The following is a 26877-nucleotide window of genomic DNA, read 5'->3' on the forward strand; positions in this document are numbered from 1 at the left end:
ATGGACTACGGAAAGCTGAGTGTGTCCCTCGCAGCCGCCGTGGACGCCACCGACGGCGATCCGGAGGCAAGGAACCTCCTGGTGACCGTTCTCCTGGAGCGGGCGCCCACGACGGCACAGCGCGAGGTGCTGCGCGGCGCGGGGGTGGACGTCCGGGCCCCGAACCGGACGGTTCTCACCGGCACCCTCTCGCGCCGCGGGGTCGAGGCCCTCTCCCACGAGCCGTGGGTGCGGTCCCTGACCCTGTCGGCGACCCGCCGGCCGGCCTGACGCCGAACTCGGCAATGTCGATGACGGCACGTACTTCAAGGGCAGCGCCCCCTACTCGTTCACCTCGTCCGGGTAACCCGCCAAGCATCACAGGCGCGCCGCCCGGGGCCCGGCTTGTACCCGGTCCCCCGAGGCGGCACCGCCCACGGGCAGTACCGCGGACGACGCGCACGTGCCCCTGTTCCTGGCGGGCCAGGGCCCCGCGCCGGGATACGTCGCCACCCTCGCGCCGGTCAACCGGGAGCGGGCTCGCGCTCACGGCCGGGGCCTGGGCGGTGCGGGGCCGCAGGACCAACCGAGCTGCCTAGTAGCGCTTCGTCACGTCGGGGGATCTCGCCTGGCAGTGGGCATCCTCCGGGTATGACGTTGGGGGAGGTGGAGCCGCTCCAGGGTCAGTTGTCGGAGTTCGCTCCCGATGTGTTCGGCTCGTTGCCGCGGCGGGAAGAGTGGGCTCGGGTCGGCATCCTGCTGCAAGACGCCGACGTCACCCGTGCCTACCTGGGTTCATCCGCGCCGTTCTTCGCCGACACCAGGTCGGCGAGAGCGCGTAGCGTCGCCTCTGCCTCGGTGATCAGCCGGTGGACGAGTTCGGCGGCCGGGGCGATGTCGCGGACGAGGCCGGCGGTCTGGCCCGTCAACGGGATCAGTTCGTGCGCCGTGCCGTCGCGCATCGACGTCATCACCTCGGTGCGCAACGCCTCGGCCTGGGCGGCGGCCGCTTCGGGGTGCGCGTTCCCCTCCTCGACGAACCGCGTGCGCAGCGACCGGGGGACGGTCATGTACCCACCCTCGGTCGGCGGCGGCAGAATGTGCTCGACGAACGCCACTTTGACAGCGTCCTGACTTGCGGCGGAGACGATGGCCGCCTTCCAGCCGTCGCTGACCCCGCATTCGGCCGAGGCCAGGAACCGGGTGCCGATGTTCACGCCCTGCGCCCCCAGGGCCAGTGCGGCGGCGATGCCCCGGCCGTCGGCGACGCCGCCGGAGGCGAGTACCGGCAGCGGCCGGACGGCGTCGACGACCTGCGGCACCAGCGCCATCGTGCTGACATCGCCGCAGAACCCGCCGGATTCGGTGCCCTGCGCGCTGATCACGTCGACGCCGGCCTCGGCCGCGCGCACCGCCTGCTCGACCGTCGTCACCTGCTGCAGAAAGATCGCGCCGGCATCGTGGACGCGGTTCACCAGGTCATCCGGCTCGCCGAGCGCGAAGGAGAACACCGGTGGGGCCTCGGCGATCACCGCGTCGAAGACCTCGGGGTCGAACGGCCGCCGGGTCATGTTCAGCGCGAACGCCCGGTCGGTGAGATCTCGCAGCCGACGCACGTCGTCACGGACCTGCGCAGGGGTGCGCAGCGTGGTGGGGACACTGCCGAGCGCCCCGGCGTTGCTGACTGCCGCGGCAAGCCGCATGCTCTGCTGCCAGGGCCCTCCGAGCGGCCCTTGCACGATCGGCACCTCGATGCCCAATACTCCGCACACCGGTGTCCGCAGCATCGCGCCTCCATCCCGGGACCCGAGAGAGGGATTTTCCGGACATCAAGCCTAGGCGTGACGGTTCCCGGCCGCCTGCCGAACCGTACGGATGGACACCGCGCCAGTACGGGAGGGCTTGCCTTCCGGATCACGCTGGGTTCTGGTTACTGCACCTGGAACCCGAGCCGAGGGAGAGGGCGTGACAGACCACCGACGCGTGCTTCCGTGCACGGGTGCGCGTCCTGGACTGTCCCCCTACGATGCGGACATGCCGGACATGCAACTGGCGTCGCAGCGGCTCGGCAGCGGGCCGCCCCTGGTGGTCCTCCTCCAACTCGACCGGGATGGCTGGGCGTCCGTCCTGGAGCGTCTCGCCCGCGAGCACGAAGTGGTGGCCGTCGACCTCCCGGGCTTCGGCGACAGTCCCTCGCTCCCCGAAGGGACCACACCCACCGTCGAGGCGCTGGCCACCGCCGTCGCCGAGTGGCTCCCCGGCGTCGGCCTCACCCGCCCGCCCGTCGTGGGCAACTCACTCGGTGGGGCCGTCGCCCTGGAACTGGCCCGCAGCGGCGCGGTCGGCAGCGCCGTCGCGCTGTCCCCCATCGGGCTGTGGACCGGCCCCGAGGCCGCCTACGCTCTCGGTTCGCTCCGCGTCGCCCACGCGATGGCACGAGCCTGCGCTGCACGCCCCGATTGGATCGCCGAACATCCGATCGGGCGCACCGTGGCCTTCTGGCAGCTCTCCGCCCGGCCCTGGCGGATCCCGGAGGCGGCGGCGGCCGGCGCGCTGCGCAACCTGGTCCGCTCGCCCGGCTTCGAGCCGACGCGGCGCGCTGTGCGCGCCTACCGGCTGCGGGCCTTCACCCCTGAGGTCCCGGTCCCGGTCACGGTCGGCTGGGGCACACGGGACCTGATGACCCCACCCCACCAGGCACTCAGGGCAGCACGACTGCTTCCAGGTGCCCGGCACGTCTCGCTCAAGGGCTGCGGGCACTCACCGATGTCCGACGACCCGGAGCAGGTCACCCAGGTGGTGCTCGACGCCATCAGCGGCTGACCCGGCGAAGGGCACGGGGCCGCCAGGGGGCAGCGGCATCCAGGTGGAGCTGTCCAAGCCCTGCCGCCCAAGGGGCTCCGCAGTACTACCGCACGGTGCCTCCGGTGGAGCGACCTTCGCCGGTCGCCACCTCCAAGGCGGCGAACAACGTGGTGGTGCCCACCGCACGTAGTCGTGACTGCGGCGTCAAGCGGGTCTCGTGCCCGCTCGGGAGCCGTAACGCGGCGGCCCCCGTTCAGCCCCTCGACACGCCCACGCGCAGGCGACACCGCGCGCCGCGTCCGATGTGCACGGGTGGCCGGACCGGCAGGATCCGGGCGCAGGGCGGGAAGACCCGCGCCGAGTGAAGGGGAGGCCATGCTGTCGATCGCCGTCAACGGGACGGACATCTACTACGACCTGCGCGGCACCGGCCCGTCGGTGCTGCTCATCGCCGGCGCAGGTGGCGACGCCGACATCTTCGACCGGGTCTCGGGCCTGCTCACCGACGAGTTCACCCTGCTCACCTACGACCGGCGGGGCAACTCCCGCAGCCCGCGTCCCGCCGGGTGGCAGACGACCTCGGTGGCCGAGCAGGCGGACGACGCGGCCGCCCTGCTCACAGCGCTCCGGCTCGCTCCAGCTGCCGTGTTCGGCAACAGCTACGGGGCCGTCATCGCCCTGGACCTGCTCCTCCGCCATCCCGACGTCGTCCGTAGCGCGGTACTGCACGACCCCCCGCTGGTGTCCGTGGTGAAGAACCCGGGCGAGGCCCAGGCCCCCGTGAAGGCCGTCGTCGAAGCAGGCATGGCCGCCGGAGGCCCGGCGGCGGCCGTCGAGCACTTCATGCGGTTCGCCTCCGGCGACGCCGCCTGGGAGCAGCTGGAGCCGGGACTGCGCCAGAGGATGCTCGCGAACGGCGAGACGCTCTTCGGCGTCGAGATGGGCACGTTCGAGCCATACCGACCGGACGACGCGGCACTCGCCGGCATCACCGCGTCCACCCGAGCCCTGACCAGCCAGGACTCCCCGCCGTTCTTCCACGAGGTCGGCACCTGGCTCGCCGCCCGCCTCGGGACCGAGCTGCTGCGGACCCCGGGCACGCACACACCGCAGCTCGATCACCCCGAGGAACTCGTTCGCACCATCAAGCCGTTCCTGGCCGCCTGAGTTCCTATTCGGCTACGTCGCCGGGCTGATTCGCACCCATAAACGAGCCATCCGCGCCAGCTCTGCATCCGGGGTCATCGCTCACCTGCGAGATCCAGGTCTCCGCGAACCGGGTCCTCCGTCCCCGCGCTCCCGACCTTGGGGCGACGCCACGGGTGCGCGATGGGCTGAGCCACAACGCGCCACCAAGGGTCTCCGGGCAGCTTCCCCGCAGGCTCGAACGGCTCACCGGGACGCGGCAACGCCACCGCCTGGCCGGCCTCCTCGGCCGCATCCTTCGTCCACTCACCTGGCTCCGCCCACGCGTGCGGGGCCAGGTTGAAGGTGCCCCAGTGGATCGGAAGGAGCACGCCGTGCGGGCGGCCGCCCTGGAGGTCGAGGTGGGCCTGGACGCCCTCGGCGGGGGTCATGTGGATGTCGGGCCAGAACTCGCTGTACGCGCCGATCTGGATCATGGTCGCGTCGAAGGGGCCGTGCGCCGCGCCGATCTCCGCGAAGCCGGGGAAGTACCCGGTGTCGCCGCTGTGGTAGATGCGGTGCTCGGGGCCCTCGACGGCCCAGGACGCCCAGAGGGTGTGCTGGGTGTTGCGCAGGCCGCGGCCGCAGAAGTGGCGGGCGGGCGTCGCGGTCAGGCGCAGGTCGCCGACCTCGGTGGATTCGTTCCAGTCCAGTTCGCGCAGGCGCGAGGCGGGCACTCCCCAGTGCTCCAGGTGGGCGCCCACGCCGAGCGGTACCGCGAAGAGGGTGTCCGTGGAGGCCAGCGCCCTGATCGTGGGCAGGTCGAGGTGGTCGTAGTGGTCGTGGGAGATCACGACGACGTCGACCGGGCCGAGCGCGGCGAGCGGCAGCGGCACGGGGTGCAGGCGCTGGGGCCCGGCGAAGGCGAAGGGCGAGCAGCGGTCGCCCCACACGGGGTCGAAGAGGACCCGGTGGCCGTCGACCTCGGCGAGGACGCTGGAGTGCCCCATCCAGGTGAGCCGGAGGCCGGAGACCGGGGGCTTGGCGAGGTCGGCCAGGGTGGTGGCGTGGACCGGGATCGTGCCGGTGGGGGCACGGCGGGCCCGGGCCTCCTTCTGGAAGTAGATCTTCGCGAACTCGACGGTGGACCCGCCGGGCCTGGTCCGGGAGGCCACGGGGTTCTGGAAGACACCGTCCACGAAATTCGGCGAGCGGCGGATGCGCGCGAGGCGCTCCCCCGTGGGATCGGCGCCGAAGGCCTCGGGCCGCAGGGCGCGCAGCCTGGCCCGCAGCGAATGGTCGGAGCCGGTGCCGGTCACGGGTCCTCCTGATGGTCGGGGTCGTTCCATTATGGGCGGCCCGCGCCGATCACGGCCGGGGCGGATGGGCGATACTGAATCATCATTCAGTAGCAGCGAGCGCCGAACGAAGATGATCTTGCCGTTGGCATGTTCTGTGTAATCTGACGGGCGTGGCGAGAGTGCGGTTGAGCGTGGCGGAACGGCGCGAAGAGCTGCTCCGCGCCGCCGTCCAGCAGATCGAGGCACGGGGCGTGGCGGCCGTCCGGATCGCCGATGTCGCCTCGGCCCTCGGGGTCAGCAACGCGCTGGTGCTCTACCACTTCTCGACGAAGGAGAAGCTCGTCGCGGAGGCCTTCTCGTACGCCGCCGAGGCCGACCTCGCGCATCTGCGCCGGCTCCTGGGGCGGCGGACCACCGCCCTGCGACGGCTGCGCGCGGCCGTCCGGTGGTACGCCCCCTCCGGGCAGGCCAAGGGCTGGCGGCTGTGGATCGAGGGCTGGGCGGCCTGTCTGCGTGAACCGGCGCTGCGCGAGGTCGCCGGGGCGCTCGACCAGCAGTGGAAGGCGGCCCTGACGAGGGTGATCGCCGAGGGTGCGGCAGCCGGCGAGTTCCCGTGCCCGGAACCGGCCGCCGCGGCCTGGCGGCTGACGGCCTTCCTGGACGGCCTCGCCGTGCAGATGACGTCGTACGCCGGGTCGCTCTCCCGCGCCGCCATGCTGGAATGGGCCGACGCCGCCCTGGCCCGCGAGCTCGGCCTCCCCTCCCTGGACACGACGGACCCCACGCCGGCGTGAAGCGGCGCGGCGTACTTCTCATACACCACCCCTCCGCCCGCGGGCAGTTCCAGCTGGAGGAGCCCGAACGGGCCCGGCCCGCACACCAGTCGGCCACTGGCAGCCACTGACAACGCCCTCCCGCCGCCCCCGGCGCACCGCGTTGTCAGCGCGGCTTGGTACAACTTCTCGCGTCAGCCGATCAACGCGGTCAACGCCGTCCGGTGTCTGGAGCACTCATGACCATTTCGGGGTATATGCAGGAGCTGCACGGCCTTCCCGTGTTCGAGTTCCCGGACCGTGACTCCACCGTCGAACTGCCGGACGCGGCCTCCGTCGCCTGGCGCGTCTCCGCCCCGACGTACTGCGAACCCGACGACGAGCAGTGGGAACAGGTCTTCGCCCGTTTCCTCGCGGCCGTCGACACGAACGGGGTCCGCGCGCTGGTCGTCGGTGGCTGGGACGAGGCGTACGACACCTCGTCCGAGGCGATCGTCACCGCGCTCGTCGAGGCGGCCGCCGACCGGCTCACCGGCCTGGAGGCGCTGTTCCTCGGGGACATGGGCTTCGAGGACTGCGAGATCAGCTGGATCCAGCAGTCGGACGTGACCCCGCTGCTCGCCGCCTACCCCCGCCTGCGGGAGTTCGGCGTGCGCGGAGGCACGGGACTCGTCTTCCCGGCGATCAAGCACGCCGGTCTGCGCACGCTCGTGGTGGAGTCCGGCGGACTCGGTGCCGAGGTCGTGCGCGGCATCGCGGCCAGTGACCTGCCGGCCCTGGAGAGCCTCGAACTGTGGCTCGGCACCGACGAGTACGGCGGCGACTCCTCGGTCGCCGACCTGGCGCCGCTGCTCGCCGGCACCGGCCTCCCCGCCCTGCGCCGCCTCGCGCTGCGCAACAGCGTCCTCCAGGACGAGATCGCCGCCGCCGTGGCGAGCGCCCCGGTGGTCGCCCGGCTCGAACGTCTCGACCTGTCGATGGGCACGCTCACCGACGAGGGCGCCGAGGCGCTGCTCGTGGGCCAGCCGCTGACCCACCTCACGCACCTCGACCTCTCGCACCACTACCTCTCCGAGAAGATGAGCGAGCGGATCGTCGACACCCTCACGCCGTACGGGGTGACGGTCGACGTCGACGACGCGCAGGAGCCGGAGGACGACGGCGACGGCGAGATCTACCGGTACGTCGCGGTCGCCGAATGACACCTTCCCCGCCCCCCGCACAGCCTCGCCTCGTCGTGGTCGGTAATCCGGGCAACCGCCGAGTCGCGTTCTTCCGCGACGCGGTGCGGGCCGCCGGGCTGCCCGAGGCGCGGGTCGAGTCCTGGCTCGACGTCCTGCGGGGCGGGGCGCGGTTCCGCCCGGGCGAGACGGTCCGGCTGGAGTCGCCCGGTGAAGATCCGGACGTCGACCGGCTCCTGCGCGGCACGGACGACCCGACCCGGGTCGAGGGCACGGGCCGCTGGTACGAGGCCTTCACGGCCGCCACGGCGCGACTCGCCGGGAGCATCGCCGACGCCGGGGCGGTCCTGGTCGACGACCCGGCCGAGCTGGCGGTGCTGTTCGACAAGCGGCTCGCGCATGCCCGGCTGCGCGAGGCCAAGGTCCCAGTGCCGGACTCTCCGACGTCCGGGGCCGGTGCCCCGCCCGTGCGGGGCTGGGCGGACGTCCGCTCCCTGATGGCGGCATCGGGGCTGCGGCGGGTGTTCGTGAAACTCGCCCACGGCTCGTCCGCCTCGGGGGTGCTGGCCCTGGAGACGAACGGCGCCGGCCGGGTGCAGGCCACCACCTCCGTGGAACGCGCCCCGGAGGGACACCTCTTCAACTCCCTTCGGGTACGCCGCTACACGACGGAGCGCGAGGTCGCCGCCATCGTGGATGCCCTCGCCCCCGACGGGCTGCACATCGAACGCTGGCTGCCGAAGGCGACGCAGGGCGGCAGGGCGGCCGATCTGCGGGTGGTGGTGATCGACGGGCGCGCCACCCATGCCGTCGTCAGGACCAGCCGCTCCCCGATGACCAACCTCCATCTCGGCGGCGCCCGGGGTGACTTGGGCGCCGTGCGCGCGGCGGTCACCGGCGCGGGCGGCCGGTGGGCGGACGCGCTCGACGTCTGCGAGCGGGCCGCCGCCGCCTTCCCCGGCACGCGGTGCGTCGGTGTCGATCTGCTTCCGGCCGTCGGCTGGCGGCGCTTCGCCGTCGGCGAGGTCAACGCCTTCGGCGACCTCCTCCCCGGGCTCACCGGCCTCCCGGGCAGCGGCGCGGAGGGCCTGGACACGTACGCCGCCCAGGTCGCCGCGCTCCTCCGCGAAAGCCCCACCCGCACCAATCGCACCACTCGCACCACCCGCACCACAGGAACGAGCACCACGTGAACCCGCAGCCCGCACCCGACATGAACGAGATCGTGGGCAGTCACGACCTCCTCCTGATCACGCTCGACACCCTCCGGTACGACGTGGCGGCCGAGCTCGCCGCCGCCGGCCGCATCCCGAACCTGGCCCGGCATCTCCCCGGCGGCCGCTGGGAGCGCCGGCACGCGCCCGGCAGCTTCACGTACGCCTCCCACCAGGCGATCTTCGCGGGCTTCCTGCCGACCCCGGCCACCCCCGGCCCGCACCCCCGCCTCTTCGCCGCACGGTTCGCGGGCAGCGAGACCACCGCCGAGGGCACCTTCGTCCACGACACCCCCGATCTCGTCTCCGGTCTGGCGAAGGAGGGCTACCGCACCGCCTGCGTCGGCGGCGTCGGCTTCTTCAACGGCCAGGGCCCGCTCGGCTCCGTCCTGCCCGGCCTCTTCCAGGAGAGCCACTGGGAGCCCGCCTTCGGCGTCACCTCCCCCACCTCCTTCGAGTCCCAGGTGGCCCGCGCCGAGGAGATCGTCGCCGCCCTCCCTCGAGAGCAGCGGCTCTTCCTCTTCGTCAACGTCTCTGCGCTGCACCAGCCCAACTGGTTCCATCTCCCCGGCGCGACCCGGGAGTCGGGCGACACCCGCGCCTCGCACGCGGCGGCGCTCGAGTACGTCGACCGGCACATCGGCCGTCTCTTCGCCGCCATGAGCAGCCGCCGACGCTGCTTCGCGATCGTCTGCTCGGACCACGGCACCGCGTACGGAGAGGACGGCTTCACCGGTCACCGGCTCGGTCACGAGGTCGTCTGGACCGTCCCGTACGCCCACTTCTTCCTCGACGGCCCCGCGCGGGAGGACGTCGCATGACCGAGACCCCGCGACCGTACGAGAGCTACGTCTACGCCTACCCGCACAAGACCGCGTACCGCCCTCTCCCCGACCCGGCGCCCGAGCTCGCCACGCTCTGGCGGGACGAGCCGAAGGACGCCCTCTCCCTCTACGCGCACATACCGTTCTGCGAGGTCCGCTGCGGCTTCTGCAACCTCTTCACCCGGATCGGCGCCCCGGACGAGCTGACGACCCGTTACCTCGACGCCCTCGACCGCCAGGCGACCGCCGTCCGCGACGCGCTCGGTGACAGCGCGCCGGTCCGCTTCGCCACAGCTGCCTTCGGTGGCGGCACGCCCACGTTCCTCACTGCCGGCGAACTGGAGCGGCTCTGCGACATCGCCGAGAAGCGGATGGGGGCCGACCTGCGCGCGATCCCCCTGTCCGTCGAGACGTCCCCCTCGACGGCGACCGCCGACCGGCTCGCGGTCCTCGCCGAGCGCGGAGCCACCCGGCTCAGCATCGGCGTGCAGAGCTTCGTGGAGGCCGAGGCCCGCGCCGCCGTGCGCCCGCAGCGCCGCGCCGACGTCGAGTCCGCGCTCGCCCGCATCCGGGACACCGGCGTCCCCGTCCTCAACATCGATCTGATCTACGGCATCGACGGCCAGACCGAGCGGACCTGGACCCACTCCCTGGACGCCGCCCTCGCCTGGCGGCCCGAGGAGCTGTACCTCTACCCGCTCTACGTCCGGCCCCTCACCGGCCTCGGCCGGCTCGCCGCGACCGCCGACCGCGCGTGGGACGAGCAGCGGCTGCGGCTCTACCGCCACGGCCGGGACCATCTGCTCGCGCGGGGCTACGAGCAGGTGTCGATGCGGATGTTCCGGCGCGCCGACGCCCCGCCGCAGGGCGCCGACGACTACGCCTGCCAGACGGACGGGATGATCGGCCTGGGCTGCGGGGCCCGCTCGTACACCTCCTCGCTGCACTACTCCTTCGACTACGCCGTCGACATGGGGAAGGTCCGCTCGATCATCGACGCGTACGCCGAGACGGAAGACTTCACGCGGGCCCAGGTGGGCCGGCCCGTCGACGCGGACGAAGCCCGGCGCCGTCATCTACTCCAGTCCCTCCTCCAGGCCCGGGGCATGTCCACCCTGGAGTACGAGGAGCGGTTCGGCGCCTCGCCCTTCTCCGACTTCCCGGCCGAACTGGGCCGGTTCGAGGCGCTCGGCTGGCTGGATCCGGCGGCACCCGCCGGTCTGCTGCGGCTCTCCCCCGAGGGCCTGGCCCACTCGGACGCGCTCGGCCCCGCTCTGTTCTCCCCGGCCGTCCGGGCGGCGATGGCCGCCTACGAGCCGAAGTAGCGGGGTGCCCGCCATGGACCTGACGATCCTCTACCGGGGCCCGCTCGCCTCCTGCGACTACGACTGTCCCTACTGCCCCTTCGCCAAGCGCCGCGACAGCCGCGAGCAGCTGCGCGCCGACCGGGCCGCGCTGGAGCGGTTCGCCGCGTGGGCGGCGGCGCAGAGCGGCGACCGGCTGAGGATTCTGTTCACGCCGTGGGGCGAGGGCCTGGTCCGGTCCTGGTACCGGCGCACGCTCGTCGAGCTGTCGCACCTGCCGCACATCGAGCGGGTGGCGATCCAGACCAACCTGAGCTGCCGCACCGACTGGCCGGCCGAGGCCGATCCCGCGACCCTCGCGCTCTGGTGCACGTACCACCCCGGGCAGACGCCGTACGACCGTTTCCTCGGCAAGTGCCGCGAGCTGGCGGCCCGGGGCACGCGGTTCAGCGTCGGGATCGTCGGCCTGCCGGAGCACTGGGAGCACGCCCGGCGGCTGCGGGACGACCTCCCGCCCGAGGTCTATCTGTGGGTGAACGCGGCCGACGGCCATACGTACACGGACGAGGAGGCCGAGGGCTGGACGGCCCTCGACCCCCTCTTCCCGTACAGTCGCCGTCCGCACCGCTCCGCCGGCCTCCCCTGCCGGACCGGTGAGTCGGTGATCTCCGTGGACGGCGACGGGACCGTGCGCCGCTGCCACTTCGTGAAGGCCGAGCTCGGCAACCTGTACGACGGTTCGTACCGTGCCGCCCTGCGCCCGCGCGCCTGTCCGCTCGCCGTCTGCGACTGCCACATCGGCTACGTCCATCTGGAGACGCTGCCGCTGTACGACGTGTTCGCGGGCGGTGTCCTGGAGCGGATCCCGGCGTCCTCCCGGTGACTAAAGCGGCATGAGGTCGGGGCGCTTGGCGGCCACGTGGTCGCCCGAGCTCTCGCCCCGCAGGCGCCGGCCGATCCACGGGACCAGGTACTCCTTGGCCCAGTGGATGTCGTCGCGGCGCACCTCCAGCGTGCCGCGCGGCGGGAGCGGCGGCCAAGGCTGGTCCGGGTCGGCCGGTACGTCCATGCCGAGGACCTGGGCGGCGCGCAGCGCGACCCGGGTGTGACCCTCGGGCGAAAGGTGCAGCCGGTCGTCGTCCCAGGCCCGCCTGTCCTGCACGGACTTGAGCGACCACAGGTCGAGGACCGGGCAGTCGTAGCGGTCGGCGATGGCCCGGACGTGGGCCGTGTACGTGGCGATCTTGCCGCGCAGATGCCTGAGGACGGGGACGTCGCGGGTGTCGAAGCCGGTCGTCACCATCACCGTGCCGACGGCCGACGTCAGATCGGCGACGGCGCGCTCGAAGCGCTCGGCGACGTCGTCGGGGTCGGTGCCGGGGCGGATGATGTCGTTGCCGCCCGCGCAGAAGCTCACCAGGTCGGGGCCGAGCTCCTTCGCCCTGGGGACCTGCTCCTCCACGATCTGGTCGAGAAGCCGGCCGCGTACGGCGAGGTTGGCGTAACGGAATGCGTCGTGCTCCGGCAGTCGGTCGGCGAGCAGGACCGCGAAACGGTCTGCCCAGCCGACGTACTTCCCGTCGGGCCCGGGGTCGCCCACGCCCTCGGTGAAGCTGTCGCCGATCGCCGCGTACGACCCGAATGCGTGCGTGTTCTCTGATCTCGAATCGTCTGCCACAGGAGCACATCTTTCCCTTACGGATGTGACCTACGCGACCGTAAGGAAGGGTTGACGCCGGGTGATATACGCCACCGGTCAAGATTCCACCAAGCCGGAATACGCCGCGGGGGCCCGGCACACGGAAGTGCCGGGCCCCTGCGGGGTGCTGCTGGTGTGTCAGATACCGACGCCGTGCTGGCGAAGGTACGCCAGCGGGTCGATGTCCGAGCCGTAGCTCGGTCCGGTGCGGATCTCGAAGTGCAGGTGCGGACCGCTGGAGTTGCCGGTCGAGCCGGACAGGCCGATCTCCTGGCCGCCGGAGACGGTCTGGCCCGCGGAGACGGAGAGGGAGGAGAGGTGCGCGTACTGGGAGTACGTGCCGTCGGCGTGCTGGATGACGACCTCGTTGCCGTAGGCGCCGCTCCAGCCGGCGGAGTGGACGGTGCCCGCGCCGACGGCCTTGACCGAGGTGCCGGAGGAGGCCATGAAGTCGACACCGGTGTGGTAGCCGGAGGACCACATCGAGCCGGAGGCCCGGTACGGGGTGGAGACGCCGCCGCCGACCGGGGCGACCCAGCCGGAGGACGAGGTCTGCGCGGGGGCGGCCGGAGCAGCCGGGGCGGCCTGGGTGGACTCCACCGTGCTGCGCTCGGTGGAGCGCGAGCTGCGGGACTCGCCCGAGCCGGTGGAGGACTTCTCCGCCTTGGGCGCGGCCTTCGGGGCGGCCTTGGGGGCCGGGGCCTTGGGCGCCGCCTTCGCCTTCGACTTGGCGCCGAGGGTGAGCTTCATGCCGGGGAAGATGAGCGACGGGTTCTCGCCGACGACCTCGCGGTTGTCCGCGTAGAGCTTCTTCCAGCCACCCGCGAGGTGGTGCTCGGCGGCGATCTTCGACAGGTAGTCGCCGGGGACGACGGAGTACGTCTTCGGCTTGGCGGCCGGGGCCTTGGCGGGCGCGGCCTTCGCAGGAGCGGCGGGGGCCGCGGCGACGGCCTGCTCGGGCGTCACGGACGGGGCGGCCTTGTCGGCGGCGTGGGCTCCGGTCGCACCGAGCAGAGGCAGGGCGACGACGGCGCCACCGGTACCGGCGGCGACGAATCCGCGCGTGATCGGGTTGACCTTGGGACGGCGGTGCTTACCCTTCGCGGGCATGGCGAATTCCTCTCCGTCGCCTGCGAGGTGAGCTGTCGGGTTCGGACTGGAGATGTCCGGCCGCGTTTTCACGCGGCTTTACCCCGAGCCGTCCGGCACGACCGGAACGGCGTACTACCTGGGTCCCCCGCTCCTGCCGTACGTGGGTGGGTGCGGATTCCGGACGGTGGCAGGATTCGGCGGTCCGACCGGAGTGACGGTGACGCTAGACGAGCGGGTCGAGGCGAACAAGCCGCCGGTTTCTCTTCGCAATCCGGGGCGTGATATTTACGCCGAATTCCGGTCACCCTCCGTGGATGACGGAACCTCGATTTCCTTTTCCGGTAAGGGGATTACGGAAGACGATCAGGCACGTTCCGTCACTGATATGACGCTGCTCACGCACCGAATCCCATCTCCCCTGCAACCAGGGCGCGTTATACCTAACGGCCCAATTCGGACAGAACACCCATTCCTCTGCCCAGGGGTGCACGGGGGCCGCGCCACCCGGGATGATTGCCCGAGGAATCGATCCGGAAGTGATCTCGATCCGTCAACCTTCAGGAGCACTCGTGACGCAGCAGCTGCCGCAGGTCCCGTCGACCGAACCCGAGCTCACCGGGGTACGCAACTTCCGGGACGTGGGCGGACTGCCGACCGTGGACGGCAATTCGGTGCGATTCGGACGCCTCTTCCGCAGTGGCCACCTCGCGCACGCCACCGAGGAGGACGCCGCATTCCTCTCGGCCCTCGGGCTCCACACGATCTTCGACTTCCGCAATCTGGCCGACCTCAAGATAGAGGGCCCGGATGTCGAACTTCCCGGTGTACGGAACGTGAACATCCCGCTCAACGACCCGGCCGACGGCAAGGAGTTCTGGAAGCTGGTCAGGAGCGGCGAGCTGGAGCAGCTCCGCGGCATCCTCGGTGACGGCAAGGCGGCCGAGCGAATGTCCAATTCGTACCGGAAGATGATGGTTGAGCGGACGGCGGAGCACAGCCGCGTCCTGCACGCACTGGCCGAGGACAGCGTCCCCGCGCTCATGCACTGCGCGGCCGGCAAGGACCGGGCGGGCCTGTCCATCGCCATCTCGCTGCTCGCGGTGGGTGTCGAGCGCGAGGCGATCGAGGCCGACTACGTGAAGTCGAACGATCCGCACCGCCGCTACAAGGTGCGCCGCAGCTCCACCTCCGCGGACGCGATGTCGCCCGAGGTGATGGAGCTGATCAGCCCGCTGTTCGACGCGCGGGTGGAGTATCTGCGGGCCGCGTTCGAGACGATGGAGCAGACCTGGGGAACGGTGGAGAGCTACCTCACCGACGGCCTGAAGCTCGCCCCGGAGACCCGCGCGCGGCTGCGCGAGCGCCTCGTCGTCGAGGCGTGACCCTAATCGGACATATCGGCCCCTTTCGAATGGCTCAGCGCAGATGCGGGGCGCCGCCGCCGAGGCACAGCTCGGCGACGGGGCTCTGCGCCTCTACCGGCTCGGACCGGCCGGCCCGGACGATCGGATCACGCTCGGGGAATCAGCGCTGCGCGACCGCCTGCTTGACCAGCGTCTTTCCGAAGTCCCACATCAGCCCGCCACCACCGTGGGCGTCGTCCATCACGGCCGTGAACGCGGTCACGAAGCGGTCCACGTCCGCCTCGTCGATGATCAGTGGCGGAATCAGCTTGATCACCTCCAGATGGTCCCCCGACACCTGCGTCAGGATCCGGTGGCGCTGGAGCAGCGGCACCACGACCATCTGTGCGAAGAGACCCTTCCGGGCCGCCTGCAGCATCGTCCACCGGCTGCGCAGCCCGAGTGACGAGGGCCGCCCGAACTCGATCCCGATCATCAGCCCGCGCCCGCGGATCTCGTGCAGCAGCTCGTAGCGCGGCACGAGCTCCCTCAGGCGCGAGGACAGCAGCTCGCCGATCCGGCGCGCGTGCGCCACCGTCCCCTCGTTCTCCATGACCGAGAGCACGGCGAGCCCGGCGGCCATCGCCTGGGCGTTCGAGCCGAAGCTGGCGGAGTGGACGAGGACGCGGTCCATGGACGAGTAGACCTTCTTGAAGATCCAGTCCTTGCCGAGCGTCGCGCCGACCGGCACGTACCCGCCGGAGAGCGCCTTGGCGACACAGAGCAGGTCGGGTTCGACGCCGTCCTCGTGCTGGTACGCGTAGAAGTCGCCGGTCCTGCCGAGCCCGGTCTGCACCTCGTCGGCGATCAGCAGGGCGCCGTGCCGGTGCAGCACCTCCTGGGCGGCGCGCAGAAAGCCGGGCGGGGCCTCGTGCACCCCCTTGCCCTGGATGGGTTCGACGACGAACCCGGCCACGTCCCCCCTGCGCAGCTCGCGCTCCAGGGCGTCGAGGTCGCCGAGCTCGATCGCCGTGTCGGGCAGCAGCGGAGCGAAGCCGTCCCGGAAGCACTTCTCGCCGTTGACCGAGAGGGAGCCGGTGGTCAGGCCGTGGAAGGCGTGGGTGCAGTAGAGGATCCTGGGCCTCCCGGTGGCGTACCGGGCGAACTTCAGCGCGGTCTCCACCGCCTCCGTACCGCTGTTGCCGAAGAAGACTCGGTCGAGGTGCGGGCTGTGGGCGAGCAGCTTCTCGGCGAGCAGTCCGGGCAGCGGCTGGCAGTCGAAGCGGGTGAGGTCGGCGAGCTGGGCGTCCAGGACGTCGTGGAGGGCCTTGCGGACGACGGGGTGGTGCCGGCCGAGGCCCATGACGCCGAAGCCGGCCAGCATGTCGAGGTGGTCCTCGCCGTCGGCGTCCCAGAAGTGGGCGCCCTCGGCCCGTTCGTAGACCTTGTCGAAACCGATGGTGTGCAGCATGCGCGGGAGCTGGTGGTTGAGGTACCGGGTGTGCAGCTCGTAGCGCTCGGCGCCGCGTTCGGCGAGCAGTGCCGAGAGGTCGAACTCCTTGCTCATCGCCGATCCTTCGCTCGTCGCCACTTCTTCACTCATCGCCCCTTCTTCCGGGTCAGTGCGGCGCTGATGTTCCCGGCGATCTCCACCGGGGTGAGGCCGAGGTCGGCGAGCACCTCGCCGCGTTTGGCGTGGGCGAGGAACTGCTCGGGGATCCCGAAGGTCCTCAGGGGGACGTCGACGCCCGCGTCGCGCAGGGCCTGGCCGACGGCCGCGCCGACGCCGCCGGTGCGGATGCCGTCCTCGACGACGGCGACCAGCCGGTGCCGCTCGGCGAGCGGGGCGAGGGCCTCGTCGACGGGTTTGACCCAGCGGGGGTCGACGACGGTGCAGCGGATGCCGCGTCCGGCGAGCAGGTCGGCGGCCTGGAGGCAGACGCCGGCCATGACGCCGACGGCGACGAGCAGCACCTCCGCGTCCGGCTCCGAGGGCTCAAGCAGGACATCCATGGCGCCGATCCGCCCGACGGCCGGGACCGGCTCCCCCACCGTCTCCTTGGGGAAGCGCAGCAAGGTTGGGGCGTCGGCGACCGCGACGGCCTCGCGGAGCTGGTCGCGCAGCCGCTCGGCGTCGCGCGGGGCGGCGATCCGGAGGCCCGGCACGACCTGGAGGACGGAGAGGTCCCACATGCCGTTGTGGGAGGCGCCGTCGGTGCCGGTGACGCCGGCCCGGTCGAGGACGAAGGTGACGCCGCACCCGTGCAGGGCGACATCCATGAGCAGCTGGTCGAAGGCCCTGTTGAGGAAGGTCGCGTACACCGCCACGACCGGGTGGAGTCCGCCGGCGGCCAGGCCCGCGGCCGAGACGACGGCGTGCTGCTCGGCGATCCCGACGTCCCAGACCCGGTCGGGGAAGCGTTCGGCGAACTTCGTCAGGCCGACGGGGTGGAGCATGGCCGCGGTGATCGCGACGACGTCCGGCCGCTCGGCCCCGATCTCGGCGATGGCGTCCCCGAAGACGGAGGTCCAGGAGGGGCCGGCCGACGGGGCGAGCGGCTCGCAGGTGAGCGGGTCCATGGCGCCGACGGCGTGGAAGCGGTCCGCCTCGTCCTCCAGGGCGGGCCGGTAGCCGCGGCCCTTCTCGGTGAGGCAGTGCACCAGGACGGGCCCGTGGAAGCGCTGGGCGCGACGCAGCGCGGACTCTACGGCTCCGATGTCATGGCCGTCGACGGGACCGAGGTACTTCAGCCCCAGGTCCTCGAAGAGCCCCTGGGGCGCGAACGTGTCCTTGAACCCCTTCTTGGCGCCGTGCAGCGAGCCGTAGAGCGGCTGTCCGATCACGGGCGTGTGCTGGAGGACGTCCTTGCCCCAGGCGAGGACGCGCTCGTAGCCGTCGCTGGTACGCAGGGCGGCCAGGTGGCGGGCGAGGCCGCCGATCGTCGGGGCGTAGGAGCGCTCGTTGTCGTTGACGACGATGATCAGGGGCCGGTCGCGGGCGGCGGCGATGTTGTTGAGCGCCTCCCAGGCCATGCCGCCGGTGAGGGCGCCGTCACCGATGACGGCGACGACGTGGTCGCCCTTCTCGAGGACCTCGTTGGCCTTGGCGAGGCCGTCGGCCCAGCCGAGGACGGTCGAGGCGTGCGAGTTCTCGATGACGTCGTGCTCCGACTCCTCACGGGAGGGGTAGCCGGAGAGTCCGCCCTTGCTGCGCAGCTTGGAGAAGTCCTGGCGTCCGGTGAGGAGTTTGTGGACATAGCTCTGGTGCCCGGTGTCCCAGAGGATGCGGTCGTCGGGCGAGTCGAAGACCCGGTGCAGCGCGATGGTCAGCTCCACCACGCCGAGGTTGGGTCCCAGATGGCCGCCCGTTCTGGCGACCGCGTGGATGAGGAACTTCCGGATCTCCCCGGCCAGTTCGGCGAGTTCGGCGTCGCTGAGCGGCCGGAGGTCGCGCGGCCCCCGGATGTTCTCCAGAATCGTCATGCTCGGCCCCCTTCGGCCCGTAGACCCAGTGTTCCGACTGTCCCGGCTGTCCCGGCTGTCCCGGCTGCACGCTCGGGGAGCCCCGGCAGGGGCTCCCCGAGCGTCTCTGCTCACCCCCGGACGGTCTCGCGGGCCGCCCTCAGGGACTCCTTCAGCGAGCCCATGGTGGCCAGGACGGCGGTCGGCTCGTAGCCGCAGTGCGCCATGCAGTTGGCGCAGCGCGGGTCCTTGCCGCGGCCGTACTTGTCCCAGTCGGTCTCCTCGATCAGCTCCCGGTATGTGGGGACGTAGCCGTCGCTCATCAGGTAGCAGGGGCGCTGCCAGCCGAAGAGCGAGTAGTTCGGGATCGCCCACGCCGTGCAGGGGAAGTCGGCCTTGCCTTCGAGGAAGTCGAGGAAGAGCGGCGAGTGGTTGAGCCGCCAGCGGCCCCGGTTACCGCCCGCGAAGGCCTTCTTGAAGAGTTCCCGTGTCTGCTCGACGCCGAGGAAGTGCTCCTGGTCCGGGGCCTTCTCGTAGGCGTAGGCGGGCGAGATCATCATCTCGTCGACCTGGAGGTCGTCGTTGAGGTAGTTGAGCACCTCGATGATGGTCTGCGGGGTGTCGGTGTTGAAGAAGGTCGAGTTGGTGGTGACCCGGAAGCCGCGCCGCTTGGCCTCCTTGATCGCCGCCACCGCCTCGTCGAACACGCCTTCCTTGGCGACGGATTCGTCGTGCCGCTCGCGCAGCCCGTCGATGTGCACCGCGAAGGCGAAGTACGGGGAGGGGGTGAAGTTCTCCAGCTTCTTGCGCAGCAGCATCGCATTGGTGCAGAGGAAGACGTACTTCTTCTTCGCCACCAACTGGCGCACGATCTCGTCGATCTGAGGATGCATCAGGGGCTCGCCGCCCGCGATGGAGACCATCGGCGCCCCGGACTCCAGGACGGCGCCGACGGCCTGGGCGACCGGCATCCGCTGCTTGAGCACACCCGCCGGGTGCTGGATCTTTCCGCAGCCCTCGCACTTGAGGTTGCAGGCGAACAGCGGCTCCAGTTCGACGATCAGAGGGAACTTGTCCCGCTTGCGGAGCTTCTGTTCGATGAGGTAGGTCCCGACCCGGATGGACTGACGGAGCGGCATGGCCATAACTCGCTCACCTCCTGGGGAGCAGCAAAGAACGGTGCCATTCGAAGAATGCGGGAAGGACGGCACGAAGAACACGGAAAGCCGATATTCCACCGCGTACCGTGCCGATCCGGACCAGTTCATGTTCTGGAGCGTCCACGACCACCCGTACGGCCGCAACCGGGCGGGGTCCGGCGTCCAGTGCCGTACGGAGCGTGGCGGCGGACTCCATGTCCACCGCGATGGCCCCGGTGGCGCGCAGCTCGGCCCGCTCGTGGCCGCGGACGACATGGCCGGAGCCGGCCAGCGGGCCGGTGTGCACGGTCCGCCCGGGCAGCGCCCGGGTCAGGGCCCGCACCAGGAGCTCGGTCCCGGTGCAGGGGGTGACGCCGTCGGGCCCTCCCGGTTCGCCGCGGGTCTCGTCGGCGACGATCAGGTCCCCGGGGTGCATCCCGGGGGCGAGCCCGGCGCAGAAGCCCGAGGCGATGACGACGGCGTCCCGCCAGGGTTCCCGGTCGAGCGCCCGGGAGACGGCCCGGCGGGCGTGGGCCGGGCCCATGCCGGTGCGGACGACGGTGAACGACCCCAGTGCTCCAGCCCGTTCACCGCTGCGCAGGGCGAGCTGCTCGATGCCGAGCGCGCAGGCGATCAGCAGCGGCGCCACGGAGCCCGAAGACCCCGGCTCTTCGCCCATCACCCCTCCCTGGAGACGGCCGGTTCGCCGTTCACGTAGCGGCCGAGCGCCGTGAGCGGGAACACCTGGCGGTAGAGGTGGTAGTTGATGGAGAAGTCCCAGGGGAAGCCGGTGCCGGTGAAGTACGGCTCGTCCCAGGAGCCGTCCGCGGCCTGCGTCTCGGCGAGCCAGGCGATGCCGCGCTCCACCGCCTTCGATTCGCGCCCGCCGGCCGCGAGCAGGGCGAGCAGTGCCCAGGCGGTCTGCGAGGCGGTCGAGGCGCCGTGCCCGATCCAGGGCTGCTCCTTGTACGAGCGCAGGTCCTCGCCCCAGCCGCCGTCCTCGTTCTGTACGGACTCCAGCCAGGCGACGGCCCGGCGGATCGCGGGGTGGGAGCGGGGCAGTCCGGCGGCGGTGAGCGCGGGGACCACCGAGCCTGTCCCGTACACGTAGTTGACTCCCCAGCGTCCGAACCAGGCGCCGTTCGGCTCCTGTTCGGCGAGCAGCCACGCGATTCCCCTGCGGGTACGGGGGTGGTGGGCCTTGCCCTCGTAGGCGAGCATCTCCACCACATGGGCGGTGACGTCGGCCGAGGGCGGGTCGACGACCTCGCCGAAGTCGCAGAACGGCAGCCGGTTGGGGAAGGGGCTGGTGTTGTCGGCGTCGAAGGCGGCCCAGGCCCCGTTCCTCGACTGCATGCCGAGGGTCCAGCGGCCGCCGCGCGCGACGGCGGCCTCGACCCGGGAGGGGTCCGGGTGCTTGACCCGGCGCAGCGCGAGGATGACCTCGGCGGTGTCGTCGATGTCCGGGTAGTTGTCGTTGTGGAACTCGAACGCCCAGCCGCCCGGGGGAAGTTCGGGCCTGCGGACGGCCCAGTCGCCGGGCCTGACGATCTCCTCGCCGAGCATCCAGTCGGCGGCCTTCACCAGCGCCGGGTGGTCGGCGGGCAGGCCCGCGTCGGCGAGGGCGATGGTGGCCAGACAGGTGTCCCAGACGGGCGACTGACAGGCCTCGATCATGCGCGAACCGTCCTCGCGCCAGACGGCGAAGCGGTCGAGCGACTCGAGACCGGCCCGCATGACCGGGTGCTCCAGGTCGTAGCCGAGCAGGTGCAGGGCGATCACCGAGTAGACGGCGGGGGGCTGGATGCCGCCCCAGCAGCCGTCGTTCTCCTGCCGTTCGACGATCCAGCGGGCGGCGACGTTCATGGCGGCCGCGCGCAGCCGGCGCGGGGCGACCTTGTGGTACAGGTGCAGCGCCTTGTCGAGTCGCTGGAAGACGCCGTCCCAACTCGCCACGGGCGCGGGCGGCTTCACCGGATTCGGCCGGGCGGGATCGGTGTGCAGCTCGTCCAGCGGGAAGGGCGCGGGACGCACCGGCCGCTTGGCGGAGACCACGGTGAGCGGCACGATGGTCTGCCGGGCCCAGCAGCCGAAGTCGTAGATGTTGAGCGGGAACCACTTCGGCAGGAAGATCAGCTCGGGCGGCAGCTCGGGCAGGTCGTCCCACTTCCACCAGCCGAAGAGGGCGAGCCAGATCCGGGTGAAGACGCGGGAGGCGGCGATCCCGCCCCGCTCCCGGATCCAGGCGGCGGCGCGGGCCATGTGCGGGTCCTCGGGCAGGTCCCCGGCCAGGCGTAGCGCCACGTACGCCTCGATGGTGGTGGAGAGCTCGCCGGGTCCGCCGTAGAAGGTGGCCCAGGCGCCGTCCTCGCGCTGCGCGCCGCGGATGTACAGGGCGGCGGCGTGGGTGGTCTCCGGGTCCTGGATGCCGAGGAACTGGCGCAGCAGGAGGTCCTCGGCGTCCATGGTGACGTTGGTCTCCAGGTCGCCCTTCCACCAGCCTTCGGCGTCCTGGCGGCCGAGCAGATGCTCGACGGAGCGTTCCGCGGCCCGTTTCGCGGCCTCTTCGAGGCCGGCCGCCGGAGACGCGGTGTCAGTGGTGTCGCTGGCCGCGGCTGCGCGGGGGGCCATGCCCCCGGCGCTTCCGTCGGTCGTCGCTGTCATGGCTTCCCCTTCGTGCAGTCGAATACATCTGCTTCCTCGGGTCTGCCGTCGGCCGATGCCCGGGGGCACCGGCCGGCGACTGCGCACTCATATCAGGGTGATGGTGATCATCTCTTCCGTACGACGACGAAGTCGGCGAGCGCGGTGAGCTGCGCCCTGACACGCTCGGGCATGTCCACCTCGTGCAGGGCACGGATGGCGATGGTGTGCTGGCGGCGGGCCTCCTCGGAGGTCCACTCGCGCCCGCCGGCCTCCTCGATGAGGGCCGCGCGGGTGGCGAACTCCTCCTCGGAGAAGGAGTCGAAGTCGGTGCTCTTGGCGTCGGCGGCGAGCAGTTCGCCGAGCCGCTCGGAGGCCGGGCCGCCGGCCGCGAGGGCGGCGACGACGGGCAGGGACTTCTTGCGCTGGCGCAGGTCGCTCCAGGTCTGCTTGCCGGTGGACTCCGGGTCGCCCCAGATGCCGAGCAGGTCGTCGACGGCCTGGAAGGCGAGGCCGAGATGGTAGCCGTACTCCTCCAGCTTGTCGGCGGTGCGGTCGTCGGCGCCTCCGAGGACGGCGCCGATGGAGACCGCGCAGGCGAGCAGGGCGCCGGTCTTGTTGCCCTCCATCTCCAGGCACTCCTCGACGGTGACCCGCTCGCGGTGCTCGTAGGAGATGTCCTGGGCCTGCCCGTCGATGAGCTTGCGGCTGGCGGTGGTCAGCCGGCGGGTGGCGCGGCCGGCCTCGACGGTGCCGAGTTCGAGCAGGATCTCGTTGGCGAGCGCGAAGAGCGCGTCGCCGACGAGGATCGCCTGCGCGGGTCCGTGCACCTTCCAGACGGTGTCGCGGTGGCGTCGCTGCTCGTCGCCGTCCATCAGGTCGTCGTGCAGCAGCGAGAAGTTGTGCACGAGCTCCACGGCGACGGCGCCGGGGATACCGACCTCGGCCGGTGCTCCGGCGGCCTCGGCGGAGATCAGCGCGAGCGCGGGACGCACGGCCTTCCCGCTGTCGGCGTCCGTGGGGTTGCCCTGGGCGTCGATCCAGCCGAAGTGGTAGGCGGCGACGGTGTCCATGGGCGGTGCGAGCCGGTCGACGGCCGCCCGCAGGACGGGGGTGGACAGGGTCCGCCCGCGCTCCAGCAGAGCGGTGACGTCCGCGGTGTCGACGGCCGGGTTCACCGGGGGCACAGTCGGCACGGTCTCTCCTCTTGTTCCAGTACTCACACTCATGCCGCCTCCTGCAGCGGATGTTCATGGCGGCGGCCGAGGGCGGAGAGCGCGGCGCCCGCGGCGCTGAAACCGCTGCGGACGGCGCCCTCCATGGTCGCGGGCCAGCCGGTGGCGGTCCACGCGCCGGCCAGGTACAGGCCGGGGGCGTGGGTGCGGGCGCCGGGGCGGAGCCGGCCGACGCCCGGGGTGGGGGCGAACGTCGCGGTCCGCTCCCGGGTGACGAAGAAGTCGCGGATGCCGGCGCCGCGGGCGGCGGGCAGCAGGCGCTCCAGCTGCGGGAGGTAGCGCTCGCGCAGGTCGGCGACGGGCGTGTCGATCTCGTCCTGGGCGGCGGACTGCGAGACGGCCAGGTACTGACCGCCGCCCTTGAGTCCGGAGGAGTCGGTGCGGTCGAAGACCCACTGCACCGGGGAGCCGAGGGCGGTGAAGAAGGGCTGCCTGAGCACCTTGCGGTCGTAGACGACGTGCACGTTGAGGATGGGCGCGGTGCCGATGTCGAGGAGCCGGTCGGGGTCGTCGAGGGCGCCGTCGGGGAGCAGTTCGCGGGTCTCGCGCTGCGGCACGGCGAGGACGACGGTGTCCGCCTCGATGCTCTCCCCCGGTACGTCGACGGTCCAGCGGCCGTCCTCGGTACGGGAGATCCGCTCGGCCTTGGTGCGCAGTTCGGTCCGTACGCCGAGGGAGTCGAGGGCCTTGCGGGCGAGGGTGTCGTGAAGGTCGCCGAGGGGCACGTGCGCCCAGCCGATGTCGGCGGCGCCGGGCTCGGAGAGCAGGCCGGTCTTGAAGACCATGGCGGCCAGGCCCATGGAGGCGTGCGGCGCGGTGGCGTTGAGGGTGGCGACGCCGACGAGGTCCCAGAGGGCTTCGATTGCGCGCGGGGACTGGCCGTGGCGGCCGAGCCAGGTGGCGAAGTCGATGCCGTCGAGGGCGGGGTCGGCGGGGTCGAGGCCCTTGAGCGCGAGCGCGGCGCGGCCGACGCTCGCCCGCTCGGCGAGGGAGAGGTGCGGATAGGTCGCCAGGCTTCTGGCGAGGTGCAGCGGTACGGGAAGGCCGGTGCGCCGCAGCCTTCCCAGGCGGGGGCCGCGGGGGTGGGCGACGTCGAGGACGGGCACGTCGAGCCGGTCCTGGAGGGGGGCGAGGTGGGCGCCCTCGACGCGGTCGAGGAACCACCGGTAGGCGGTGCAGCAGCGCAGATAGACGTGCTGCCCGTTGTCGACGGTGAGCTCGCCCCGCCGGAACGAGAACGCGAGCCCGCCGAGCCGCGGCCGGCCTTCGAGGAGCGTCACGCGCAGCCCGGCGTCGGCGAGTTGGAGTGCGGCGGTGACGCCGGCGAGCCCGCCCCCGACGACGACGGCGTGCGGCCGGCTCCCGCCGGTCCCGGCCTCGGGCCCGGGCGCTCCCTCGGTCCGCGAACCGGCGGCGGGCGCACCCGCACCGGGCGCGTGCGCCCGCGTTCCGCCGACGGCAGACGCGCTCCCGTCCACCGGCCGGGTCCGGCCGCCACCAGCGCCGGGTACGGCGGCACGGCCAGGCTCCACGCCGAGCGGGCGCGCCAACGTACCGCCGACGGCGGACGCACTCCCGTCCACCGGCCGGGGCCGGCCGCCACCAGCGCCGGGTACGGCCGCACGGCCAGGCTCCACGCCGAGCGCGGGCGCCAACGTACCGCCGACGGCGGACGCCCTGCCGTTCACGGGCCGGGCGCCGTCGGCGCCCGGTGCGGCCGTGCCGCCGCGGGCTTCCGCGCCGTGCGCGGTGGTTTCGTCCTCGCTCACGTGGCCTCCCTTCCGGTGCCCGCAGGCAGGGACGCCGCCGCGCGGCGCGGGGTTGCCCGGTGGCCGGGCTCGTATGCGCGCATCAGGCCCGCCTCCTGACGGTCCGTCGGGAGATGTGGCGGGTGTCGAGGCCGGAGAGGCCGCGCACGGCGACGTACGCCTTCTCGCGGCCGGGCAGCGAGACGCGGCCGCGCAGCACCGCCTCGGGGTCGCGTTCGATCCGGTCGAGGAGGCGGCGGTAGATCCCGGCCATCGCGGCGACGCACGCGCCGCTGCGCCGGTCGAGCATGGGCAGGAGCCGGTAGCCCTCGGCGAACAGGGCGCGGGCGCGGCGGACTTCGAAGTGGACGAGGCCGGTGAAGTCGGCTCCGGCGGGGACGGTCTCGCTCGCGAAGCCCTCGCCGCAGCCGAACTTGGCGAGGTCGTCGGCGGGCAGGTACGTACGCCCGTTTCCGGCGTCCTCGCGTACGTCCCGGAGGATGTTGGTGAGCTGGAGGGCCAGGCCCAGGGTGTCGGCGTACTCGGGGGCGCGCTCCACGCCCTGCGCGCCCGGCTGGGTGCCGAACACGCCGAGGGAGAGCCGCCCGATGGCGCCCGCGACGCACCGGCAGTAGACCTTGAGGTCGTCCCAGGTCTCGTACGTCTCGCCGCGCACGTCCATCAGGACGCCGTCGATGAGCTCGTCGAGCCCGCCGAGCGGGATCGGGAAGCGCCGGGCGGCGTCGGTGAGGGCCACGGCGACGGGGTCGGTGTCGTCCTCGTCGACCGCGCCCTGCCGGATCCGTTCGAGGAGCGCGCGGGTGGTTTCGAGCCGGTCCCGCTTGGCCTCGGGCGCGAGGGTGCCGTCGCCGATGTCGTCGACGCGTCGCGAGAACGCGTACAGCGCGGACATGGCCTGTCGCTTGTCGGTCGGCAGGAGCCGGATCCCGTAGGCGAAGTTGCGCGCCTGCTGTCCGGTGACGGCCTCGCAGTAGCTGTACGCGGCCTGTACCGGCGCGGACGTCTCCGTCTGTCCCTCCACGGTCCGGCTCACCCCTCTCTCCGCGCTCTGAGCAGGACCGTGCCCGCTTCGCGCATCAGACTCGGCTTGGTGGGCCTGGGCGGCCCCGGCAGGACGTCGAATCCGCCCCCGGCGGCGGCGATCGCGTCGAGCGCCGCGAGTCCGCCGGCGGTGAAGCCGGCGAGCAGCAGGCGCAGCCGCCCGGGCACGCTCGCCACCAGCGGGATGCCGTCGTCGAGGAGCGCGCGGGCGCGCGCGGCCTCGAAGGCGATCAGGGCGCGCACCGACGCGCTCCCGGTCGGCCGGGCGAGGTCGTCCTCGGTGACGTGGAAACGCTTCATGTCCTCGGCGGGCAGGTAGATCCGGTCCCGGCCGAGGTCCTCGGCGACGTCCTGGAGGTGCTCCACGATCTGCAGGGCGGTGCAGACGGAGTCGGAGCGGCGGACGCGCTCGGGGGTGGTGGTGCCGGTGATCCCGAGGACGAGCCGCCCGACGGGGTTCGCGGAGAGTTCGCAGTACGCGAGGAGGTCGTCGTAGGTCTCGTAGCGGCGCACCACCTGGTCCTGGCGGTTGGCCTCGATCAGCCCGAGGAACGGCTCGGGGGTGAGCCCGCACCGTCGTACCGTCGGCTGGAGCGCGCGGAGCAGGGGGTGGTGCGGGGCACCGTCGAAGACCCGCAGGAGGTCGGCCTCGAAGGCGTCGAGGAGGGCGAGCCGGTCCTCGGCCCGTTCGGGGGCGACGCCGAGGTGGCGGGCGTCGGCTCCGCCGGGGGCGAGGTCGCCGTCGCCGATGTCGTCGACGAGGCGGGCGTAGCCGTAGATCGCCATGAGGTCGTCGCGCCAGGCACGCGGCAGGAAGAAGGGGGCCACGGGGAAGTTCTCGTCCGCGGCCTTGTCGAGCGTGGTGCGCGAGGAGGCGTCGGGGCGCACCTGCCGGGTTCCCGTCACCGGCCGCTGCCCGACGCGGGGACGGCGACACCCTCGTGGAGC

23 protein-coding genes and 1 riboswitch are annotated in these 26877 nt (G+C 72.2%); of the genes, 10 read left to right on the top strand and 13 right to left on the bottom strand.

What is annotated here, in order from left to right:
* Positions 1 to 270, top strand: coding sequence for a hypothetical protein (locus ACZ4VI_RS03375; RefSeq protein ID WP_467996151.1), 270 nt, complete (start codon positions 1 to 3; stop codon positions 268 to 270).
* Positions 271 to 764: 494 nt separating this feature from the next.
* On the opposite strand, the gene ACZ4VI_RS03380 is transcribed toward ACZ4VI_RS03375, so the two are convergent.
* Positions 765 to 1766: an NAD(P)H-dependent flavin oxidoreductase gene (locus ACZ4VI_RS03380; RefSeq protein ID WP_467996153.1), complete on the bottom strand. Its 1002-nt coding sequence runs from the start codon at positions 1764 to 1766 to the stop codon at positions 765 to 767.
* 247 nt (positions 1767 to 2013) lie between these two features.
* On the opposite strand from ACZ4VI_RS03380, the gene ACZ4VI_RS03385 reads away from it, so the two are divergent.
* Entirely contained in the window at positions 2014 to 2802 is a 789-nt protein-coding gene (locus ACZ4VI_RS03385) for an alpha/beta fold hydrolase (RefSeq protein ID WP_467996154.1), read from the top strand.
* 357 nt (positions 2803 to 3159) lie between these two features.
* The gene (locus ACZ4VI_RS03390; protein ID WP_467996155.1) at positions 3160 to 3951 is read left to right on the top strand and encodes an alpha/beta fold hydrolase; all 792 of its coding nucleotides are present in this window, start codon (positions 3160 to 3162) and stop codon (positions 3949 to 3951) included.
* Between the two features lie 74 nt (positions 3952 to 4025).
* Here the strand turns inward: ACZ4VI_RS03390 and ACZ4VI_RS03395 are convergent, their stop codons facing one another.
* Positions 4026 to 5228, bottom strand: a complete 1203-nt coding sequence (locus tag ACZ4VI_RS03395) for an MBL fold metallo-hydrolase (protein WP_467996157.1) — start codon at positions 5226 to 5228, stop codon at positions 4026 to 4028.
* A 152-nt stretch (positions 5229 to 5380) separates the two neighbouring features.
* Here ACZ4VI_RS03395 and ACZ4VI_RS03400 point away from each other — a divergent pair, with 152 nt between their 5' ends.
* The 6 genes from ACZ4VI_RS03400 (at position 5381) to ACZ4VI_RS03425 (ending at position 11389) form a co-directional block, all read left to right on the top strand.
* Positions 5381 to 6004: a TetR/AcrR family transcriptional regulator gene (locus ACZ4VI_RS03400; RefSeq protein WP_467996159.1), complete on the top strand. Its 624-nt coding sequence runs from the start codon at positions 5381 to 5383 to the stop codon at positions 6002 to 6004.
* Positions 6005 to 6222: 218 nt separating this feature from the next.
* A complete protein-coding gene (locus ACZ4VI_RS03405; protein ID WP_467996160.1) occupies positions 6223 to 7185 on the top strand; it encodes an STM4015 family protein in 963 nt (320 codons plus the stop codon).
* A complete protein-coding gene (locus ACZ4VI_RS03410) occupies positions 7182 to 8357 on the top strand; it encodes an STM4014 family protein (RefSeq protein ID WP_467996162.1) in 1176 nt (391 codons plus the stop codon). Before ACZ4VI_RS03405 ends, ACZ4VI_RS03410 begins: the two co-directional genes overlap by 4 nt.
* 20 nt (positions 8358 to 8377) lie before the next feature.
* Entirely contained in the window at positions 8378 to 9199 is an 822-nt protein-coding gene (locus ACZ4VI_RS03415; RefSeq protein WP_467996283.1) for an STM4013/SEN3800 family hydrolase, read from the top strand.
* On the top strand, positions 9196 to 10527 hold the full coding sequence (locus ACZ4VI_RS03420) for an STM4012 family radical SAM protein (RefSeq protein ID WP_467996164.1): 1332 nt from the start codon (positions 9196 to 9198) through the stop codon (positions 10525 to 10527). The genes ACZ4VI_RS03415 and ACZ4VI_RS03420 overlap by 4 nt, the downstream gene beginning before the upstream one ends.
* 13 nt (positions 10528 to 10540) lie before the next feature.
* On the top strand, positions 10541 to 11389 hold the full coding sequence (locus ACZ4VI_RS03425; protein ID WP_467996166.1) for an STM4011 family radical SAM protein: 849 nt from the start codon (positions 10541 to 10543) through the stop codon (positions 11387 to 11389).
* Here the strand turns inward: ACZ4VI_RS03425 and ACZ4VI_RS03430 are convergent, their stop codons facing one another.
* Both ACZ4VI_RS03430 and ACZ4VI_RS03435 read right to left on the bottom strand, forming a co-directional pair.
* Positions 11390 to 12184, bottom strand: a complete 795-nt coding sequence (locus ACZ4VI_RS03430; protein WP_467996168.1) for an SGNH/GDSL hydrolase family protein — start codon at positions 12182 to 12184, stop codon at positions 11390 to 11392.
* Positions 12185 to 12343: 159 nt separating this feature from the next.
* Complete coding sequence (locus ACZ4VI_RS03435) at positions 12344 to 13315, bottom strand: M23 family metallopeptidase (RefSeq protein ID WP_467996170.1); 972 nt, start codon at positions 13313 to 13315, stop codon at positions 12344 to 12346.
* A gap of 4 nt (positions 13316 to 13319) precedes the next feature.
* Positions 13320 to 13474: riboswitch (cyclic di-AMP (ydaO/yuaA leader) on the bottom strand.
* A 392-nt stretch (positions 13475 to 13866) separates the two neighbouring features.
* On the opposite strand from ACZ4VI_RS03435, the gene ACZ4VI_RS03440 reads away from it, so the two are divergent.
* On the top strand, positions 13867 to 14679 hold the full coding sequence (locus ACZ4VI_RS03440; RefSeq protein WP_467996172.1) for a tyrosine-protein phosphatase: 813 nt from the start codon (positions 13867 to 13869) through the stop codon (positions 14677 to 14679).
* A 142-nt stretch (positions 14680 to 14821) separates the two neighbouring features.
* On the opposite strand, the gene ACZ4VI_RS03445 is transcribed toward ACZ4VI_RS03440, so the two are convergent.
* The 9 genes from ACZ4VI_RS03445 to hpnC form a co-directional block, all read right to left on the bottom strand.
* A complete protein-coding gene (locus ACZ4VI_RS03445) occupies positions 14822 to 16207 on the bottom strand; it encodes an aspartate aminotransferase family protein (RefSeq protein WP_467996285.1) in 1386 nt (461 codons plus the stop codon).
* Between the two features lie 32 nt (positions 16208 to 16239).
* Positions 16240 to 18123 carry a 1-deoxy-D-xylulose-5-phosphate synthase gene (gene dxs, locus ACZ4VI_RS03450; protein WP_467996174.1) on the bottom strand — a complete coding sequence of 628 codons (1884 nt, stop codon included), beginning with the start codon at positions 18121 to 18123 and terminating at the stop codon, positions 16240 to 16242.
* 110 nt (positions 18124 to 18233) lie between these two features.
* On the bottom strand, positions 18234 to 19247 hold the full coding sequence (gene hpnH, locus ACZ4VI_RS03455; protein WP_467996176.1) for an adenosyl-hopene transferase HpnH: 1014 nt from the start codon (positions 19245 to 19247) through the stop codon (positions 18234 to 18236).
* Between the two features lie 7 nt (positions 19248 to 19254).
* Positions 19255 to 19920: a phosphorylase family protein gene (locus ACZ4VI_RS03460; RefSeq protein WP_467996178.1), complete on the bottom strand. Its 666-nt coding sequence runs from the start codon at positions 19918 to 19920 to the stop codon at positions 19255 to 19257.
* Entirely contained in the window at positions 19920 to 21905 is a 1986-nt protein-coding gene (gene shc, locus ACZ4VI_RS03465; RefSeq protein ID WP_467996179.1) for a squalene--hopene cyclase, read from the bottom strand. Before shc ends, ACZ4VI_RS03460 begins: the two co-directional genes overlap by 1 nt.
* A gap of 107 nt (positions 21906 to 22012) precedes the next feature.
* Positions 22013 to 23113: a polyprenyl synthetase family protein gene (locus ACZ4VI_RS03470; protein ID WP_467996181.1), complete on the bottom strand. Its 1101-nt coding sequence runs from the start codon at positions 23111 to 23113 to the stop codon at positions 22013 to 22015.
* On the bottom strand, positions 23110 to 24597 hold the full coding sequence (gene hpnE, locus ACZ4VI_RS03475) for a hydroxysqualene dehydroxylase HpnE (RefSeq protein ID WP_467996287.1): 1488 nt from the start codon (positions 24595 to 24597) through the stop codon (positions 23110 to 23112). The genes ACZ4VI_RS03470 and hpnE overlap by 4 nt, the downstream gene beginning before the upstream one ends.
* Positions 24598 to 24970: 373 nt before the next feature.
* Positions 24971 to 25921 (bottom strand): presqualene diphosphate synthase HpnD, encoded by a 951-nt coding sequence (hpnD, locus tag ACZ4VI_RS03480; RefSeq protein WP_467996183.1) that lies wholly within the window; start codon positions 25919 to 25921, stop codon positions 24971 to 24973.
* Positions 25918 to 26835, bottom strand: coding sequence for a squalene synthase HpnC (hpnC, locus tag ACZ4VI_RS03485; protein ID WP_467996184.1), 918 nt, complete (start codon positions 26833 to 26835; stop codon positions 25918 to 25920). The genes hpnD and hpnC overlap by 4 nt, the downstream gene beginning before the upstream one ends.
* Positions 26836 to 26877 lie beyond the last annotated feature (42 nt).

The organism is Streptomyces sp. NPDC029169 (genome assembly GCF_055563935.1).